The 14,409-nt window shown below is 66.4% G+C and carries 12 protein-coding genes; 6 read left to right on the top strand and 6 right to left on the bottom strand.

Annotated features, from left to right (window positions below; translation table 11 throughout):
- Positions 1–80: 80 nt before the first annotated feature.
- The gene (locus CO675_RS39265; RefSeq protein ID WP_097677225.1) at positions 81–734 is read right to left on the bottom strand and encodes a S24 family peptidase; all 654 of its coding nucleotides are present in this window, start codon (positions 732–734) and stop codon (positions 81–83) included.
- 200 nt (positions 735–934) lie between these two features.
- Between CO675_RS39265 and CO675_RS39260 the strand changes: the two genes are divergently transcribed.
- Both CO675_RS39260 and CO675_RS39255 read left to right on the top strand, forming a co-directional pair.
- Positions 935–1,279 carry a DUF952 domain-containing protein gene (locus tag CO675_RS39260; RefSeq protein WP_163153508.1) on the top strand — a complete coding sequence of 115 codons (345 nt, stop codon included), beginning with the start codon at positions 935–937 and terminating at the stop codon, positions 1,277–1,279.
- Positions 1,276–2,373 carry a quinone-dependent dihydroorotate dehydrogenase gene (locus CO675_RS39255; protein WP_097677223.1) on the top strand — a complete coding sequence of 366 codons (1,098 nt, stop codon included), beginning with the start codon at positions 1,276–1,278 and terminating at the stop codon, positions 2,371–2,373. The genes CO675_RS39260 and CO675_RS39255 overlap by 4 nt, the downstream gene beginning before the upstream one ends.
- Positions 2,374–2,560: 187 nt before the next feature.
- Here CO675_RS39255 and CO675_RS39250 read toward each other — a convergent pair whose 3' ends face one another.
- The 5 genes from CO675_RS39250 to CO675_RS39230 all read right to left on the bottom strand — a co-directional run bounded on the left by CO675_RS39250 (position 2,561) and on the right by CO675_RS39230 (position 8,124).
- Positions 2,561–3,886 carry an MATE family efflux transporter gene (locus CO675_RS39250; RefSeq protein ID WP_097677222.1) on the bottom strand — a complete coding sequence of 442 codons (1,326 nt, stop codon included), beginning with the start codon at positions 3,884–3,886 and terminating at the stop codon, positions 2,561–2,563.
- 113 nt (positions 3,887–3,999) lie between these two features.
- Complete coding sequence (locus tag CO675_RS39245; RefSeq protein ID WP_097677221.1) at positions 4,000–4,734, bottom strand: MBL fold metallo-hydrolase; 735 nt, start codon at positions 4,732–4,734, stop codon at positions 4,000–4,002.
- Positions 4,735–4,756: 22 nt separating this feature from the next.
- Positions 4,757–5,068, bottom strand: a complete 312-nt coding sequence (locus CO675_RS39240) for a DUF6460 domain-containing protein (RefSeq protein ID WP_097677220.1) — start codon at positions 5,066–5,068, stop codon at positions 4,757–4,759.
- 96 nt (positions 5,069–5,164) lie between these two features.
- Entirely contained in the window at positions 5,165–7,048 is a 1,884-nt protein-coding gene (locus CO675_RS39235; protein WP_097677219.1) for a cisplatin damage response ATP-dependent DNA ligase, read from the bottom strand.
- Positions 7,045–8,124 carry a ligase-associated DNA damage response exonuclease gene (locus tag CO675_RS39230; RefSeq protein WP_097677218.1) on the bottom strand — a complete coding sequence of 360 codons (1,080 nt, stop codon included), beginning with the start codon at positions 8,122–8,124 and terminating at the stop codon, positions 7,045–7,047. The genes CO675_RS39235 and CO675_RS39230 overlap by 4 nt, the downstream gene beginning before the upstream one ends.
- Before the next feature lie 133 nt (positions 8,125–8,257).
- Between CO675_RS39230 and CO675_RS39225 the strand changes: the two genes are divergently transcribed.
- From CO675_RS39225 to pdeM, 4 genes are all read left to right on the top strand, one after another.
- Positions 8,258–9,184, top strand: a complete 927-nt coding sequence (locus CO675_RS39225) for a methyltransferase domain-containing protein (RefSeq protein WP_097677217.1) — start codon at positions 8,258–8,260, stop codon at positions 9,182–9,184.
- Between the two features lie 291 nt (positions 9,185–9,475).
- Entirely contained in the window at positions 9,476–10,702 is a 1,227-nt protein-coding gene (locus CO675_RS39220) for an ABC transporter substrate-binding protein (RefSeq protein WP_198964909.1), read from the top strand.
- Positions 10,703–10,951: 249 nt separating this feature from the next.
- Positions 10,952–13,567: a ligase-associated DNA damage response DEXH box helicase gene (locus tag CO675_RS39215; protein ID WP_097677226.1), complete on the top strand. Its 2,616-nt coding sequence runs from the start codon at positions 10,952–10,954 to the stop codon at positions 13,565–13,567.
- A 63-nt stretch (positions 13,568–13,630) separates the two neighbouring features.
- The gene (gene pdeM / locus CO675_RS39210) at positions 13,631–14,302 is read left to right on the top strand and encodes a ligase-associated DNA damage response endonuclease PdeM (protein ID WP_097677215.1); all 672 of its coding nucleotides are present in this window, start codon (positions 13,631–13,633) and stop codon (positions 14,300–14,302) included.
- The last annotated feature ends 107 nt before the right edge of the window (positions 14,303–14,409 follow it).

Here is a 14,409-nt window from a genome sequence, read left to right as displayed (position 1 = left end):
TGTGCCACGGGGGCCGTCCACATATGGGTCCCGGCCTTCGCCGGGACGACACCGGTTTTGTGGCGGCTGAATCGCCGCAGCTACTGGCTCGCCCACACCACGCGCGCGATCCACGTGACTTCCTCGGCATCGAGCATGCGGTCGGGGTGTTCGGGATTGAGCGATGCGAGCTCCAGCACCTTGCCGGTGCGGCGCTTCAGTTCCTTCACCATCACCTCGCCGCCGGTGGTGCGCACCACAACGCGATCGCCGCGGCGGATCGCGGTCGCGGGTGACACCACGATGATGTCACCTTCGCGATAGGCCGGCTTCATCGAGTCGCCCTCGATCTCCAGCGCATAGGCGTGCTCGTCTGATGTCGCCGGCAGCGCCACTTCATCCCAGCCCTTGCCGGCAGGAAAGCCGCTGTCGTCGAAATAGCCGCCGGCGCCGGCCTGCGCGAAGCCGATCAACGGCACCGACTGGCCGCCGCGCGGACCATCGCCGAGCAACTGCACGAAGGTCTCCATGCTGGCATTGCTCGCGGCCAGCGCCTTGGAGAGCGACTCGGTCGACGGCCAGCGCTCGCGTCCGTCGCCGGTCACGCGCTTGGACTTGTTGAAGGTGGTGGGGTCGAGACCGGACTGCTTGGCAAGGCCGGATGGCGACAGGCCGGCGCGTTCGGCGAGCCGGTCGAGCGCGGCCCAAACCTGCGCGTGGGTCAGCGGTCGGGCGGCTTTGGACTGTTTGGCCATCGAGGACACCCCGGATGGTAGGAATTATTACCTGAAACCTGGCGTTTCCGCAAATCTGACGTCGGATGTGCCCTGGCACCGCTTGAGTTGCGCCGCTGCCGCCGATACGGTCCCTCGCTCGCCAAATGGCGTGTGGGGCATTTCCCCTCCGATCCGGATAAAACCCCAAGAGACTCAAGGACAAAAGGGAAGGCCGGGCCGTGCCCATGATCTACAAAATCACTCCCGCTTCGGCCTGGCGCGAGGCCGAGCGGCAGGGCGTCTACCGGGGCAGTGCGGACGACAATCGCGACGGCTTCATCCATTTCTCGACCGCCGCCCAGGTGGCCGAGACCGCGCGCAAGCACTACCACGGCCAAACCGGCCTGTTCCTGGTCGCGGTCGATGCCGATGCGCTCGGCGACGCCCTGCGCTGGGAACGCTCGCGCAATGACGAACTGTTCCCGCATCTCTATGGCGAACTCGACCTCGGCGCGGTTACCGAAATCCTCAGCCTGCGCGCGCGCTCCGACGGCGGCCACGACGTTCCGGAGCTCAAGCCGTGATCCGTGCCTTCGACGCCTTCTCGCTGCCGCTGCTGCGCTGGTTCGATCCGGAAGACGCCCATCGCATGGCGATCCAGGGGCTGAAGCTGCTGCCGCCGATCCGGCAGCGGCCGGATGATCCCAAGCTCGCGGTGCGCGCCTTCGGGCTGAACTTTCCGAACCCGATCGGCATGGCGGCGGGTTTCGACAAGAGCGCCGAGGTGCCCGACGCGCTGCTGCGGCTTGGTTTCGGCTTTGTCGAGATCGGCTCGGTGACGCCGAAGCCGCAAGCCGGCAACCCGCGGCCGCGGCTGTTTCGCCTCGAGCGTGACGAGGCCGTCATCAACCGCATGGGCTTCAACAATGACGGCGCGGAAGCCGTGCTGCGCCGGCTCGCCGCGCGCGCCGGCAGCGGCGGCATCGTCGGGGTCAATGTCGGGGCCAACAAGGATTCGACCGACCGCGTCGCCGACTATGTGAAGCTGATCGAGACGTTCGCCCCGGTCGCGAGCTATTTCACCGTCAACGTCTCCTCGCCGAATACGCCGGGCCTGCGCAATCTGCAGCAATCGGCGGCGCTCGACGATCTGCTGGCGCGGGTGATCGATACCCGCGAACGGGTGCGCAAGAACGCCGGCGATTCGCCGGTGCTGCTGAAGATCGCGCCGGATCTCAGCCTCGCCGAACTCGACGATGTCGTGCATATCGCCCGCTCGCGGCGCGTCGACGGCATGATCGTCGCCAACACCACGCTGGCGCGTCCCTCGACCTTGCGCGAAGAGAACCGCGCCAAGGAGCAGGGCGGCCTGTCGGGCCGTCCGCTGTACCGGCTGTCGACGCGAATGGTGGCCGAGACCTACGTCCGCGTCGAAGGCGCGTTCCCCTTGATCGGCGTCGGCGGCATCGATAGCGGCGGCGCCGCGCTGACCAAGATCCGCGCCGGGGCCAGCCTGATCCAGCTCTATTCCTCGCTGGTCTACAAAGGCATCGGCCTGGTCGACGATATCAAGCGCGATCTGTCCTCGACCCTGCTGCGGACGGGGCGCGACTCGTTGTCGGAAATCGTCGGCGCTGATGCCGCGACGATTACGGCCGAGGATTGGCCGGTGCGGTAGTGTTCTTACCTCGCCCCGCCTGTGGGGAGAGGTCGGATCGCATCACAGATGCGATCCGGGTGAGGGGGACGCTCCGCGTATCCGGCTCTTACCGCCTTCTTGGAGACAGCCCCTCACCCCAACCCTCTCCCCGCAAGAGCGGGGCGAGGGAGCAGAGCGTCGCTTCGCTTCATCCGGGCTACGAAAACTATGCAGTCTTGAACGACTTCCTCAGCAGCGCCGGGTAGCGCAGGCCCTGCAGGCCGCCGCGCGCGACGTAGAAGCCGAGCAGCGCGATCCACAGGCCGGTGTTACCGAATCCGCTGAGCGCCCACCAGACGGCGAGGAAGATCGCGAGCGAGGCCAGCATCAGATTGCGCATCTCGCGCGCCCAGGTCGCGCCGACATAGATGCCGTCGAAGCCGAACGCGAACACGCCGGGCAGAGGTGCCAGGATCACGAACACCAGGAACTCGCGCGCTGAGCTGCGCACGTCCTCGCTGGTCGTCATCAAATTGATCAGCGCTGGTCCGAACAGCGCGAACAGCACCGACACCACCAGCGCAAAGCCGACACCCCACAGCAGCACCAGCCGGGTTGAATCGGCAAAGCCGCGGGCGTCGCGGGCGCCGAAGGCGCGGCCGCAGAGCTGTTGCGCGGCGTTGGCGAGGCCATCGAGGAAGAAGGCGCTCACCAGCAGGAAATTGTTCAGCACCGAATTCGCCGCCAGCGTGACGTCGCCTTCGCGCGCGCCCTTGGCGGTGAAGAACAGGAATACGACGATCAGCGCCGCGGTGCGAACCATGATGTCGCGGTTGACGGCCAGCATGCGCATCAGCTTGGCGCGGTCGAACAGCGTCGCCGCGGGAACTGCAAAGCCGCCTTGCGAGATCCGCCATGCCACGACGATGCCGGCAGCGAAGCCGCTCGTCTCGGCGAGCACGGCGGCGATTGCGGCCCCGGCGATGCCGGCGCCGTAGACCTGCACCAGCAGCACGGTTGCGGCCATGTTGATCAAATTGATCACGATCTGCAGGACAAGCGCCAGATTGGCGCGCGCCTGCCCAACCAGCCAGCCCAGGATGACATAATTGGCGAGCACCAGCGGCGCCGACCAGATCCGGATCATGAAATAGCTCTTGGCCGCGCGCGTGACGCCCTCGCTGCCGCCCATCAGCTGGAATGTGATTGCGGCCAGCGGCACCTGCAGCGCGATCAGCGCAGCGCCGATCAGGCCAGCGACGATGAAGCCGCGCACCAGGATCGCGGCATATTCCTGCGGCTCGCCCGCGCCCTGCGCCTGCGCGGTGAAGGCCAGCGTGCTCATGCGCAGGAAGGCGAACAGCCAGAACAGGCAGTCGAAGATCACCGAGGCCATCGCCACCCCGCCGAGCAGCGCGGCATCGTCGAGCCGGCCGATCGCCGTGGTCGAGACGATGCCGATCAGTGGCGTGGTCAGGTTGGCGACCATCGCAGGACCGGCGATGGCGAACACCTGGCGTGTGGTGATCTTTGGGTGGACGGGTGCGTGCATGGCTACGATTGCAAGGAATATGCGCTTCTATCGCGACATCCCTCGCGCGACCATGCCGGAATTGTACTCAGAGCAATGCGGTGGCGGAGGGGCGGCCGACAAGGTATGGCAGGTCAGAACACCACGACCATGCCGTCGCTCGCCGCCGTGTAGGGCAGGTTGTCGACGCGGCTGAGCATGTCGTCGCTCATATGCGTCAGCACCACGCGCCTGGCGTTGATGGCCGGCAAATGCGCTTCCAGCGTCTTCAGGCTGAGATGGTTCCTGACCATCTTGTCGTAGGTATAGGCCTCGGCAATGAAGAGGTCGGCGTTCTGCGCGGCCGGGATCAGCGCATCGGTCCACTCGGTGTCGGCGCTGTAGCTGACGACGCGGCCTTCCGCCTCCACGCGATAGGCGAGAAACGGCCCGCCGGATTCGCCATGCACGACAGGATAGGGCGTCACGCTCACCTCGCCGAAGCTGCGCCGTTGTCGCGGTGCGAGCGTAACCACGGACAGATCGAAGCGCTGTTTGGTTTTGGAGGAATGCTCGAACATCACCTCCATCACCTCAGGCAGTTTCGTCTCGATGCCCTGTGGCCCTGCGATCACGAGCGGCCGGGTGCGGCGGGTGAATTGCGCATCGAGCAGGAAGAACGGCAGGCCGGCCAAATGATCGCCGTGGAAATGCGTGATCAGGATCAGGTCGATCGCATCGCGGTCGATCTCGAGCCGCTTCAGCGCCGGCAGCGAGGAGGCGCCGCAGTCGATCAGGAAATTGGTGCGCGCGCCGGTGACATGGAAGCAGGTGTTGAAGCGGCCTCCGGAGCCGAATGCATCGCCGCAGCCGACAAATTGCAATTGCATCGGCTGCGGGCTTTCCTTGCGATCAGCGGCCGCGCGGCGCGCCGAACAGCCGCGACAACAGCCAGATCGGAATCACGATCACGGCGCCGAGCAGGAAGTAGCGCCAGGCCCAGTTGATCGCGTCGAAGCCGAAATCCCAGAGGCTCTGGAACAGCCGGCGGACGCTGTAGAGGATGTTCCACGGGTCGAGGCCGATCGCGGCGAGCACGACGCCGACCAGGATCGAGAGCAGGATCAGCCGGAACGCCACCGAGAGCGGCGATCCGCCGAGAAAGCGGTACAGGCCGTCACTCTGGCTCTGGCCGGCCGGCAAGTCCCGGATGTTGTCTGGCATTGCTGTCTCCCGCGGAATCGCCCGCATTATAGGTCACGGCGCAGCACATGGGAAACCCGCTGACCCCGATCAATGGCTGCCATGCGGCTTGCGGGTTTAACTTCCTGTCATGGAGATTAACATCCGTTCAAGTGTCTCAAGCCGGTCGGCTTCGCGCGGTGGCTTGTCCCAGCGCAAGCGGCTGATCCGGGGAAAGCGCATCGCGACGCCGGATTTGTGACGCGGCGAGCGTTGCAAGCCTTCGAAGGCGACTTCCAGCACCAGCCCCTGATCCGGCTCGTGCACGACATGCCGGACCGGACCGAACTTCTCGGTGGTGTTGCGGCGGACAAAGCGATCGATCTGCAACAGTTCCTCGTCGGTGAAGCCGAAATAGGCCTTGCCGACCGGCACCAACTCGTCGCCGGCATCGCCGCGGGTCCAGACCCCGAACGTGTAGTCGGAGTAATAGGACGAGCGCTTGCCGTGGCCGCGCTGGGCATACATCAGCACGGCGTCGATGATGTGCGGGTCGCGCTTCCACTTCCACCACGGGCCCTTCGGCCGTCCGGGCAGATAGGGCGCGTCGCGCCGCTTCAGCATCACGCCTTCGACCGCGTCGGCATCGTCGCCGGCGCCCGCGCTCTTGGGATCGGCGCGCGCCGCGGCCAGTTCTTGCCAACTCGCGAACGGCACCGTCGGTGACAGATCGATGCGCGGGTCGTTCAGCCTGGCGACGAAGGCTTCGAGATGCGCGCGGCGTTCGGTGAAGGGCCGCTCGCGCAAATCGTTCTCGCCGTCGCCGAGCAGGTCGTAAGTACGCAGATGGATCGGAAACTCCTTGATCAGCTTCGGCGAGACAACCTTGCGGTTCAGCCGCTGCTGCAGCACGTTGAAGGTCTGCACGCGGCCGTCGCGCAGCACCAGCAATTCGCCGTCGATCGCGCCGGGCAGATGCAGCGACGGCACGAGGTCGGGGAAGCTGCCGGTGATGTCCTCGCCGGTGCGCGAATAGAGCCGCGCCTGGACGTGGCCGCGCGCGTCGTGGCCGGCCACGGCCTGCACGCGGATGCCGTCCCACTTCCATTCCGCGCTGAAATCGGCGGCGTCGAGATTGGCGAAATCGCTGTCCTCGATCGCATGCGCCAGCATCACCGGGCGGAACGGCGTCGGATCGAGGTTGACCGGCTTGTCGCCGCGGCCTTCGAGCCAGGCGAACAGGTCGAGATAGGGCGGCGACAGGCCCGGCCACATCAGCTCGATTTCGTGCGGGTCCTTCTCGCCGAGCGCCGCCGCCGCGGTCTTGGCCAGCCGCGCCGAGATCCCGATCCGCATCGCGCCGGTGACGAGCTTCAGCAGCGCCCAGCGCCCGGTCTCGTCAAGCTCGTCCAGCCAGCGCGCCAGCTGCGCCGGCAGCTCGGCCTTGCCGAGCGTGCGCAACGTGGTGACGACATCGGTCAGCGTCGGGGGCGGCGGGTTGTTGTGGGTGCGGCGGTCGCGATCGTTGCGCGAGAGCAGATCATCGCTGGCGTCTCGCTCGCGGTACCCCTCTCCCTCACCCTCCCCCGCAAGGGGGGAGGGAACCCATCCACCGGTGCGTCCCTCACCCGCGTCAGTCACTTCAATATCGCCGTGAGGTGAGCACAATGGTTGGGCTCCCTCCCCCCTTGCGGGGGAGGGTTGGGGAGAGGGGTGGCCCAGGAAAGACTCGTTGTGATGCGCGCTAGACGACTTCGGCCACATCAGCGCGACCGTCTCGGAGAGATCGCCGACGTAATCATAGGAGTAGCCGAACAGCACCGGGTCGGCGCGTTCGGTGATCAGGTCGCGGATCAATCCAGGCTTGGCGTGCTTGAACGACAGTGCGCCGGTCAGTGCCGCCAGCGCGTAGCCGCGGTCGGGATCCTCGGTCTCGCGGAAATAGGCAACCAGCAGCTTGATCTTGTTGTTGCGGCCCGGCTCGTAGGCGAGGCGGTCAAGCAGCTCGGCAAAGCGGTTCATGGCTTCTTGGTCTCGCCGGCGGACTGTGCCTCGCCGGTGGGCTCCGCCTCGCCGGTGACCGCTGCCGGCTCGCCCTCATCCTCGTCGCCATAGCCGACCAGATCGAGCGGCCGCGCTGCAAGTCCCTTGCTCTTGCACCAATGCACTAGCGCGTCTTCCTGGCCGTGGGTGACCCAGATCTCGCCTGCGCCGGTCGCGGCGATCGTCGCCGTCAGTCCGTCCCAGTCGGCATGATCCGAGATCACCAGCGGCAGCTCGATGCCGCCCTGGCGGGCCCGGGCGCGCACCCGCATCCAGCCCGACGCAAAGGCCGTGACCGGATCGGGGAAGCGCCGCGTCCAGACATCGGAGGTCGCGCTCGGTGGCGCCAGCGCAATGGTGCCGGCGAGCTCGGCCTTCTTCATGCCGCGCGCGGGACGGAGCTCACCGAGCGGAATGCCGCGCTCCTGATAATAGTAAGTGATCTTCTCCATCGCGCCATGCAGATAGATCGGCGCGTCGTAACCGGCCTCGCGCAGCAGCGCGATCACGCGCTGCGCCTTGCCGAGCGAATAGGCGCCGACCAGATGCGCGCGCTCCGGAAACAGTTTCACCGAGGCCAGCAGTTTCTTCACCTCGTCGGCGGCATCGCCATGGCGAAACACCGGCAGGCCAAAGGTCGCCTCCGTGATGAAGACGTCGCACGGCACGAGCTCGAACGGCGCGCAGGTCGGGTCGCGCGCGTCCTTGTAGTCGCCGGAGGCGACGATGCGGGTGTCCTTGCAAGTGACCGATATCTGTGCGGAGCCCAATACATGCCCGGCGGGATGAAACGTCACCGTGACGTCGCCGAGCCTGATCTCCTCGCCGTAGGCGACCGCCTGCGTCGATCCGGCGAAATTCTCGCCGTAGCGCAGCCGCATCATGTCGAGCGTTTCCTGGGTCGCGAGCACAGCGCCATGCCCCGCCCGCGCATGGTCGGAATGGCCATGCGTGATCAGGGCACGTTCGACCGGCCTGACAGGATCGATGTGGAAGCCACCGGGCTTGCAGCAAAGCCCGGCCGGGACGGGCAGCAGGATGTCTTGCGGGCGCATCGTCCCTATATAGGCGCTCTCTCCGCGATGTTTAGCCGTCATGCGCGGGCTTGACCCGCGCATCCATCTCCGGAAAGAGTCGGTGCTTTGATGGATGGCCGGACCCCGGCCCAGATGGTTCCTTAGAAAGCGAATGGCCCCCCGCCTGTTTCTGTCCTCCGGCGACCTCGTTGCCGACCGCCGCTACGAGTTCGCGCGCGACCTGCAATTGAAGGGCGATCTGCCGGCTGCCGCCGAGCTGCTCGAACAGGCGATCGAGCTGGTGCCGCAATTCCCGTCGGCCTGGTACACGCTGGGCAAGATCCGCCTCGAGCTCGGTCGGCGCGAGGCCGCGATCGCCGCCTTCCGCGCCGCGCGCGACGCCGATCCCGAAGACCGCCATGGCGCCGGCCTGCATTTGATGCAGCTCGGCGTCGAGGCCGTCGGCGCGATGCCGCCGGGCTATGTGCAGACGCTGTTCGATCAATATGCGCCGCGTTTCGAGGCCGCGCTGGTCGGCGATCTCGGCTATCGCGGCCCGGCGCTGCTGTTCAAGGCGGTGCTGTCGGTCCGCGCGTCGGCGAAGAAGCCGGCGTTTTTCAAGCGCGCGATCGATCTCGGCTGCGGCACCGGCCTCGCGGCCGCTGCATTCGCCAAGCACGTTGATCGCTTCATCGGCATCGACCTGTCGCCGCGCATGATCGACAAGTCGCGCGCCACGGGGCTCTATGCCGAGCTCGAGGTCGATGACATGCTGAAGGGCATTTCGGGCAAGCCGGATGCCAGCGCCGAATTGATCCTCGCTGCGGATGCGATGGTCTATGTCGCCGATCTCGCGCCAGTGCTTGCTGAAGCCGCGCGCGTGCTGGTGGGCGGCGGCGTGCTCGCTTTCACCACGGAGACCCATGACGGCGAGGGTGTCATCCTCGGCGAAGGGCTGCGCTACGCCCACAGCGCAGCCTGCGTGCGCGCCTCCGTCGCCGCCGCAGGGCTGACGCTGGCGTTGCTCGACGATCTCTCGGCGCGCAATGAGGACAACATCCCGGCGCCCGGGCTCGTCGCCGTCGCCGTCAAGCCATGACGCTCCTTCCCTTCTCCCCTTGTGGGAGAAGGTGGCGCGGATGCAATCCGCGCCGGATGAGGGGTCTCTATCCGCGGGGGCAGACCCCTCACCCGGCTTCGATGCTTTCGCATCGAAGCCATCCTCTCCCACAAGGGGAGAGGATGCATGGTCATGCGTTGCGCGCCCCCCCAACTTGAGTCTACACGCTACGCATTTGCCGTGACGCGGCATTGCGCCGCAAAGCTGTGACTTCGCGCTTGCCCGGCGCAGGGCGGAATGCGAGAGCTTTTCGCCTCAGGGAGAGAAACAATGAAAAAACATACGCGGCGCGAGTTCGGCGCCACCGCATTGTCCGTGATCGCAGCGTCCGTGCTGCCTGCGCCGTTCGTCCGGGCCGCCGACAAGAAGTACGATCCGGGTGCGAGCGACACCGAGATCAAGCTCGGCCAGACCGTGCCGCATTCCGGCCCCGGCTCGCTCTATGGCGTGCTCGGCCGGGTCGGCGAAGCCTATTTCCAGATGCTGAACGACAAGGGCGGCATCAACGGCCGCAAGGTGAAATTCCTCACCATGGATGACGCCTACAGCGCGCCGAAATGCGTCGAGGCGACGCGCCGCCTGGTCGAGCAGGAAGAGGTGCTGGCGCTCTATGGCTCGCTCGGCACCGCGCCGCAGACCGCCGTGCACAAGTACCTCAATTCCAAGGGTGTGCCGCAGCTGTTGCTCAACACCGGCGCCTCGAAATGGAACGATCCGAAGAACAATAAATGGACCATGGCGGGCTTGCCGCTCTATCCGACCGAAGCCCGCATCCTTGCAAAACACGTCGTCAGCGTGAAGCCGAACGCCAAGATCGGCATCCTCTATCAGAACGACGATTTCGGCCGCGACTTCTTAGGGCCGTTCAAGAAGGTGCTGGCCGATGCCGGCGGCAAGGCACAGGTGATCATGGAGCAGACCTACGATCTCACCGATCCGACGGTCGATTCCCAGCTCATCAATCTGTCGAAGTCTGGAGCCGACGTCTTCTACAACATCACGACAGGCAAGGCGACGTCGCAGTCGATCCGCAAGGTGGCGGAGCTCGGCTGGAAGCCGTTGCAGCTGTTGTCGGCGGGCTCGACCGGCCGCTCGATCCTGAGCGCCGCGGGCCTCGAGAACGCCAAGGACATCGTCGCGATCCGCTACAACAAGGAAGTCGGCGTGCCCCGCTACGAGAAGGATGCCGATGTGGTCGCGTTCGAGGAGCTGCGTAAGAAGTACCTGCCGAACATCGATCCCGATAACACCATCGCCTTCGCCGGCTACGGCCAGGCGGCGACGATGGGTGAAATCCTGCGCCGCTGCGGCGACGACCTGACCCGCGCCAACGTGCTGAAGCACGCCACCACGCTGGCCGGTTTCCATTCGCCCTATTTCCTCGACGGCATCAATTACAGCTACACACCCGACGACTACACGCCGATGAAGACGCTCTATGTCTCGATCTTCAACGGCAAGGACTGGGACCTCTCCGGCGAGCCGATGACGGAGTAGGGCTCTCGCTATTCCTCAATCTCGCCCCGCCTGCTGGGAGAGGTCGGATCGCATCGCGAGATGCGATCCGGGTGAGGGGGTACAGGTCTCACGGTGTTCACAGCTTGCGGAAGCAGCCCCTCACCCCAACCCTCTCCCCGTGAAGTACGGGGAGAGGGGGCGAACAGAGCTCCACCCCTTGCCCCTGCCACCTGCTGCCACTTCTGCTCCGCTCTCGACGAACCCTGCTGAACCACCTACCTCTTGGGCGTGTCGACGCTCGATCTCTTTTCCGTCCCGCCGTGGGAAACGGCCGATCTCCTGCCGCGCCGGTTTCGCGACTGGTTCGCTTCGCGCGGCTGGTCGCCGCGCGAGCATCAGCTCGCGCTGCTGGCGAAGGCGCGCGAGGAGCGTTCCGCGCTGCTGATTGCGCCCACGGGGGCTGGCAAGACGCTGGCGGGGTTCTTGCCGACGCTGGTCGAATTGGCGGGCGAACCAGGTGGCAGCAAACCGCTCCGGCAAGCGAGTGAGGCGGCTGTCGCAGCCGATCCGAGGCCAAAAGTCGTCTCCACCGGCCGCGGCGTTCGCCGTTCCAGTGGGCTGCATACGCTCTACATCTCGCCGCTGAAGGCGCTCGCGGTCGACATCGCGCGCAACCTGGAGACGCCGGTGGCCGAGATGGGGCTGCCGATCAGGATCGAGACCCGCACCGGCGACACGCCGGTATCGCGGCGACAGCGGCAGCGGCGTTATCCGCCGGATATCCTGCTCACCACGCCGGAGCAGCTGGCGCTGCTGCTTGCCTCCGACGATGCGCCGTTCCTGTTCTCCTCGTTGAAGCGCATCGTGCTCGACGAACTGCACGCGCTGGTCACCTCCAAGCGCGGCGATCTGCTGTCGCTCGGTCTGGCGCGGCTCTGGACCATCGCGCCGCAGGCGCGTGCCATCGGCCTCTCGGCGACGGTGGCGGAGCCGGAGCAGCTCGCGCGTTTCCTGGTGCCGCAGCCGGGCGGTGAGAGCGTATCCGCCGACGTCGTTATCGCCGGCGGCGCCGCGCCGCCGGTGGTCGAGATGCTCGACACGCGGGAGCGGCTGCCATGGTCGGGCCACAGCGCGCGCCACGCGCTGCCCGAGGTGTATGAGCTGATCAAGCGCAACAAGACCACGCTGGTGTTCGTCAACACCCGCAGCCAGGCCGAGATGCTGTTCCAGGATCTGTGGCGCATGAATGACGACGGGCTTGCGATCGCGCTGCATCACGGCTCGCTCGACGTCGCGCAGCGCCGCAAGGTCGAGGACGCGATGGCCGCCGGCCGGCTGCGCGGCGTGGTCTGCACCTCCTCGCTCGACCTCGGCGTCGACTGGGGCGATGTCGACCTCGTCATCAATATCGGCGCGCCCAAAGGCTCGTCGCGGTTGATGCAGCGGATCGGCCGCGCCAACCACCGTTTCGACGAGGCCTCGCGCGCCGTGCTGGTGCCGGCCAACCGCTTCGAGGTGCTGGAATGCGCCGTCGCGATCGATGCCATCGCGGAGAATGCCCAGGACACGCCGCCGTTGCGCACGGGCGCGCTCGACGTGCTGGCCCAGCACGTGCTCGGTTGCGCCTGCGGCAAGCCGTTCCTGTCCGACGAGCTCTATGATGAGGTCAGGACCGCGGCGCCCTATGCAGCGCTGGCGCGAACCGATTTCGATGACGTCGTCGACTTCGTCGCGACCGGCGGCTATGCGCTGAAAACCTATGAGCGTTTCGCGCGGATCAAGCAGGACAAGCAGGGCCGCTGGCGCGTCACCAATCCCAAGGTGCGGCAAAGCTACCGCCTCAATGTCGGCACCATCGTCGAGGAGACCATGCTGAAGGTGCGGCTGGTGCGCTCGCGCGCCGGCGGCAGCGGTTCGACCGGCGCGATCGCCCGCGGCGGCCGGATGCTCGGCGAGATCGAGGAGGTCTTCATCGAGGGTCTCGTACCCGCCGACACTTTTGTCTTTGGCGGTGAGGTGGTGCGCTACGAGGCGTTGGTTGAAGATCAGGTCTATGTCTCCCGCGCCAATGATAAGGATGCCAAAGTGCCGTCCTATATGGGCGGCAAGTTTCCGCTGTCGACCTATCTCGCCGAACGCGTTCGCAAGCTGCTCGACAACAGCCGGGCCTGGAGCGCGCTGCCGGACCAGGTGCACGACTGGCTGTCGCTGCAGCGAAAATTCTCGCGTGTTCCGGCGGTGCGCGAGCTGCTGGTCGAAACCTTTCCGCGCGGCGGCAGCCATTATCTGGTCTGCTATCCCTTCGAGGGTCGGCTCGCGCATCAGACGCTCGGCATGCTGCTGACGCGCCGGCTGGAGCGCGCCCGCGCTCGTCCGCTCGGCTTCGTCGCCAATGAATATGCGCTCGCGGTCTGGGGCGTCGGCGATCTCTCCTTCATGATCCGGCATGGCAAGCTCGATCTCAATGCGCTGTTCGATCCCGACATGCTCGGCGACGATCTCGAAGCGTGGCTCGCGGAATCTGCGCTGATGAAGCGCACCTTCCGCAACTGCGCCATCATCTCCGGCTTGATCGCGCGCCGCTTCACCGACGAGGAAAAGTCGCGCCGCCAGGTGCTGTTCTCGACCGATTTGATCTACGACGTGCTGCGCAAGCACCAGGCCGACCATGTGCTGCTGCGTGCCGCGCGCGGCGATGCCGCCACGGGATTGCTCGATCTCCGCCGCCTCAGCGACATGCTTTCGCGCATCCACGGCCGAATCACCCACAAGGATCTCGACCACGTTTCTCCGCTTGCCGTGCCCGCGCTGCTGGAAATCGGCCGCGAGTCAGTTTATGGCGAAGCATCCGACGAGCTTCTGGCCGAGGCGGCCGAGGAACTCGTGCGGGAGGCGATGACGTAATACTGGCACTGTGGGGAACAGCACGTGGCGGCAAGCGCGCTAGCTTTGCGGGACGGTGACGAGATGCGCGTTTCGAGGGTCACGGTGGCGGATGTCGGCTTCGTGGCGGATTGCTCCGGCGCGCTGTTCTGGGAAGAGCGGAGCCTGCTCGTGGTGTCCGACCTGCATCTGGAAAAAGGCTCCAGCTTCGCCAGCCGCGGCGTGCTGCTGCCGCCTTACGACACGGTGGCGACGTTGAGCCGGCTGGCCGCCGTGATCGCGCGGCACGATCCGCGGCAGGTGATTGCGCTCGGCGACAGCTTTCACGACCGCGATGCGCACGCGCGCCTGACGGAGCCGGACCGCGATGCGCTCGCGGCGTTGCAAGTGCGACGCAACTGGATCTGGATCTCGGGCAACCACGATCCGGCGCTGCCGGCGAGTCTCGGCGGCGTGGTCGCGACCGAGGTCGCGATCGGCCCGATCGTGTTTCGCCATGAGCCGACCGGCGCTGCCGGCGAGATCGCCGGGCACCTTCACCCCAAGGCACGTGTGCCGACCCGCGGCCGCTCCATCGAGCGGCGTTGTTTCGCCTCCGACGGCGAGCGTGCGGTGATGCCGGCGTTCGGCGCCTACACCGGGGGGCTGAGCATCCGCGACGCCGCGTTCGCGCGGATCTTCGGATCGCCGGGATTCATGGCCCACGTGCTCGGCGACAACCGCGTCCACGCGTTCGTGGCGTCGCGGTGTTATTGACGATCGCCTTCACCCTCCCCTGGAGGGGGAGGGTCGGCTCACATTGAGCGCAGCGAAATGCGAACCGAGGTGGGGTGAAGGTCCCTCGTATCGGGCGCTGCCCGTGT

Origin of the sequence: Bradyrhizobium sp. C9 (genome assembly GCF_002532045.1) — a bacterium.
In the GTDB taxonomy this organism is placed as follows: Bacteria; Pseudomonadota; Alphaproteobacteria; order Rhizobiales; family Xanthobacteraceae; genus Bradyrhizobium.
This window is presented reverse-complemented; position numbering and strand designations above follow the sequence as displayed.

Bases quoted from the DNA above. Each gene is read 5' to 3' on its own strand.
- CO675_RS39265 (WP_097677225.1), bottom strand. From the start codon at position 734: ATGGCCAAACAGTCCAAAGCCGCCCGACCGCTGACCCACGCGCAGGTT.
- CO675_RS39250 (WP_097677222.1), bottom strand. From the start codon at position 3,886: ATGCACGCACCCGTCCACCCAAAGATCACCACACGCCAGGTGTTCGCC.
- CO675_RS39245 (WP_097677221.1), bottom strand. From the start codon at position 4,734: ATGCAATTGCAATTTGTCGGCTGCGGCGATGCATTCGGCTCCGGAGGC.
- CO675_RS39240 (WP_097677220.1), bottom strand. From the start codon at position 5,068: ATGCCAGACAACATCCGGGACTTGCCGGCCGGCCAGAGCCAGAGTGAC.
- CO675_RS39235 (WP_097677219.1), bottom strand. From the start codon at position 7,048: ATGAACCGCTTTGCCGAGCTGCTTGACCGCCTCGCCTACGAGCCGGGC.
- CO675_RS39230 (WP_097677218.1), bottom strand. From the start codon at position 8,124: ATGCGCCCGCAAGACATCCTGCTGCCCGTCCCGGCCGGGCTTTGCTGC.
- CO675_RS39225 (WP_097677217.1), top strand. From the start codon at position 8,258: ATGGCCCCCCGCCTGTTTCTGTCCTCCGGCGACCTCGTTGCCGACCGC.
- CO675_RS39220 (WP_198964909.1), top strand. From the start codon at position 9,476: ATGAAAAAACATACGCGGCGCGAGTTCGGCGCCACCGCATTGTCCGTG.
- pdeM (WP_097677215.1), top strand. From the start codon at position 13,631: ATGCGCGTTTCGAGGGTCACGGTGGCGGATGTCGGCTTCGTGGCGGAT.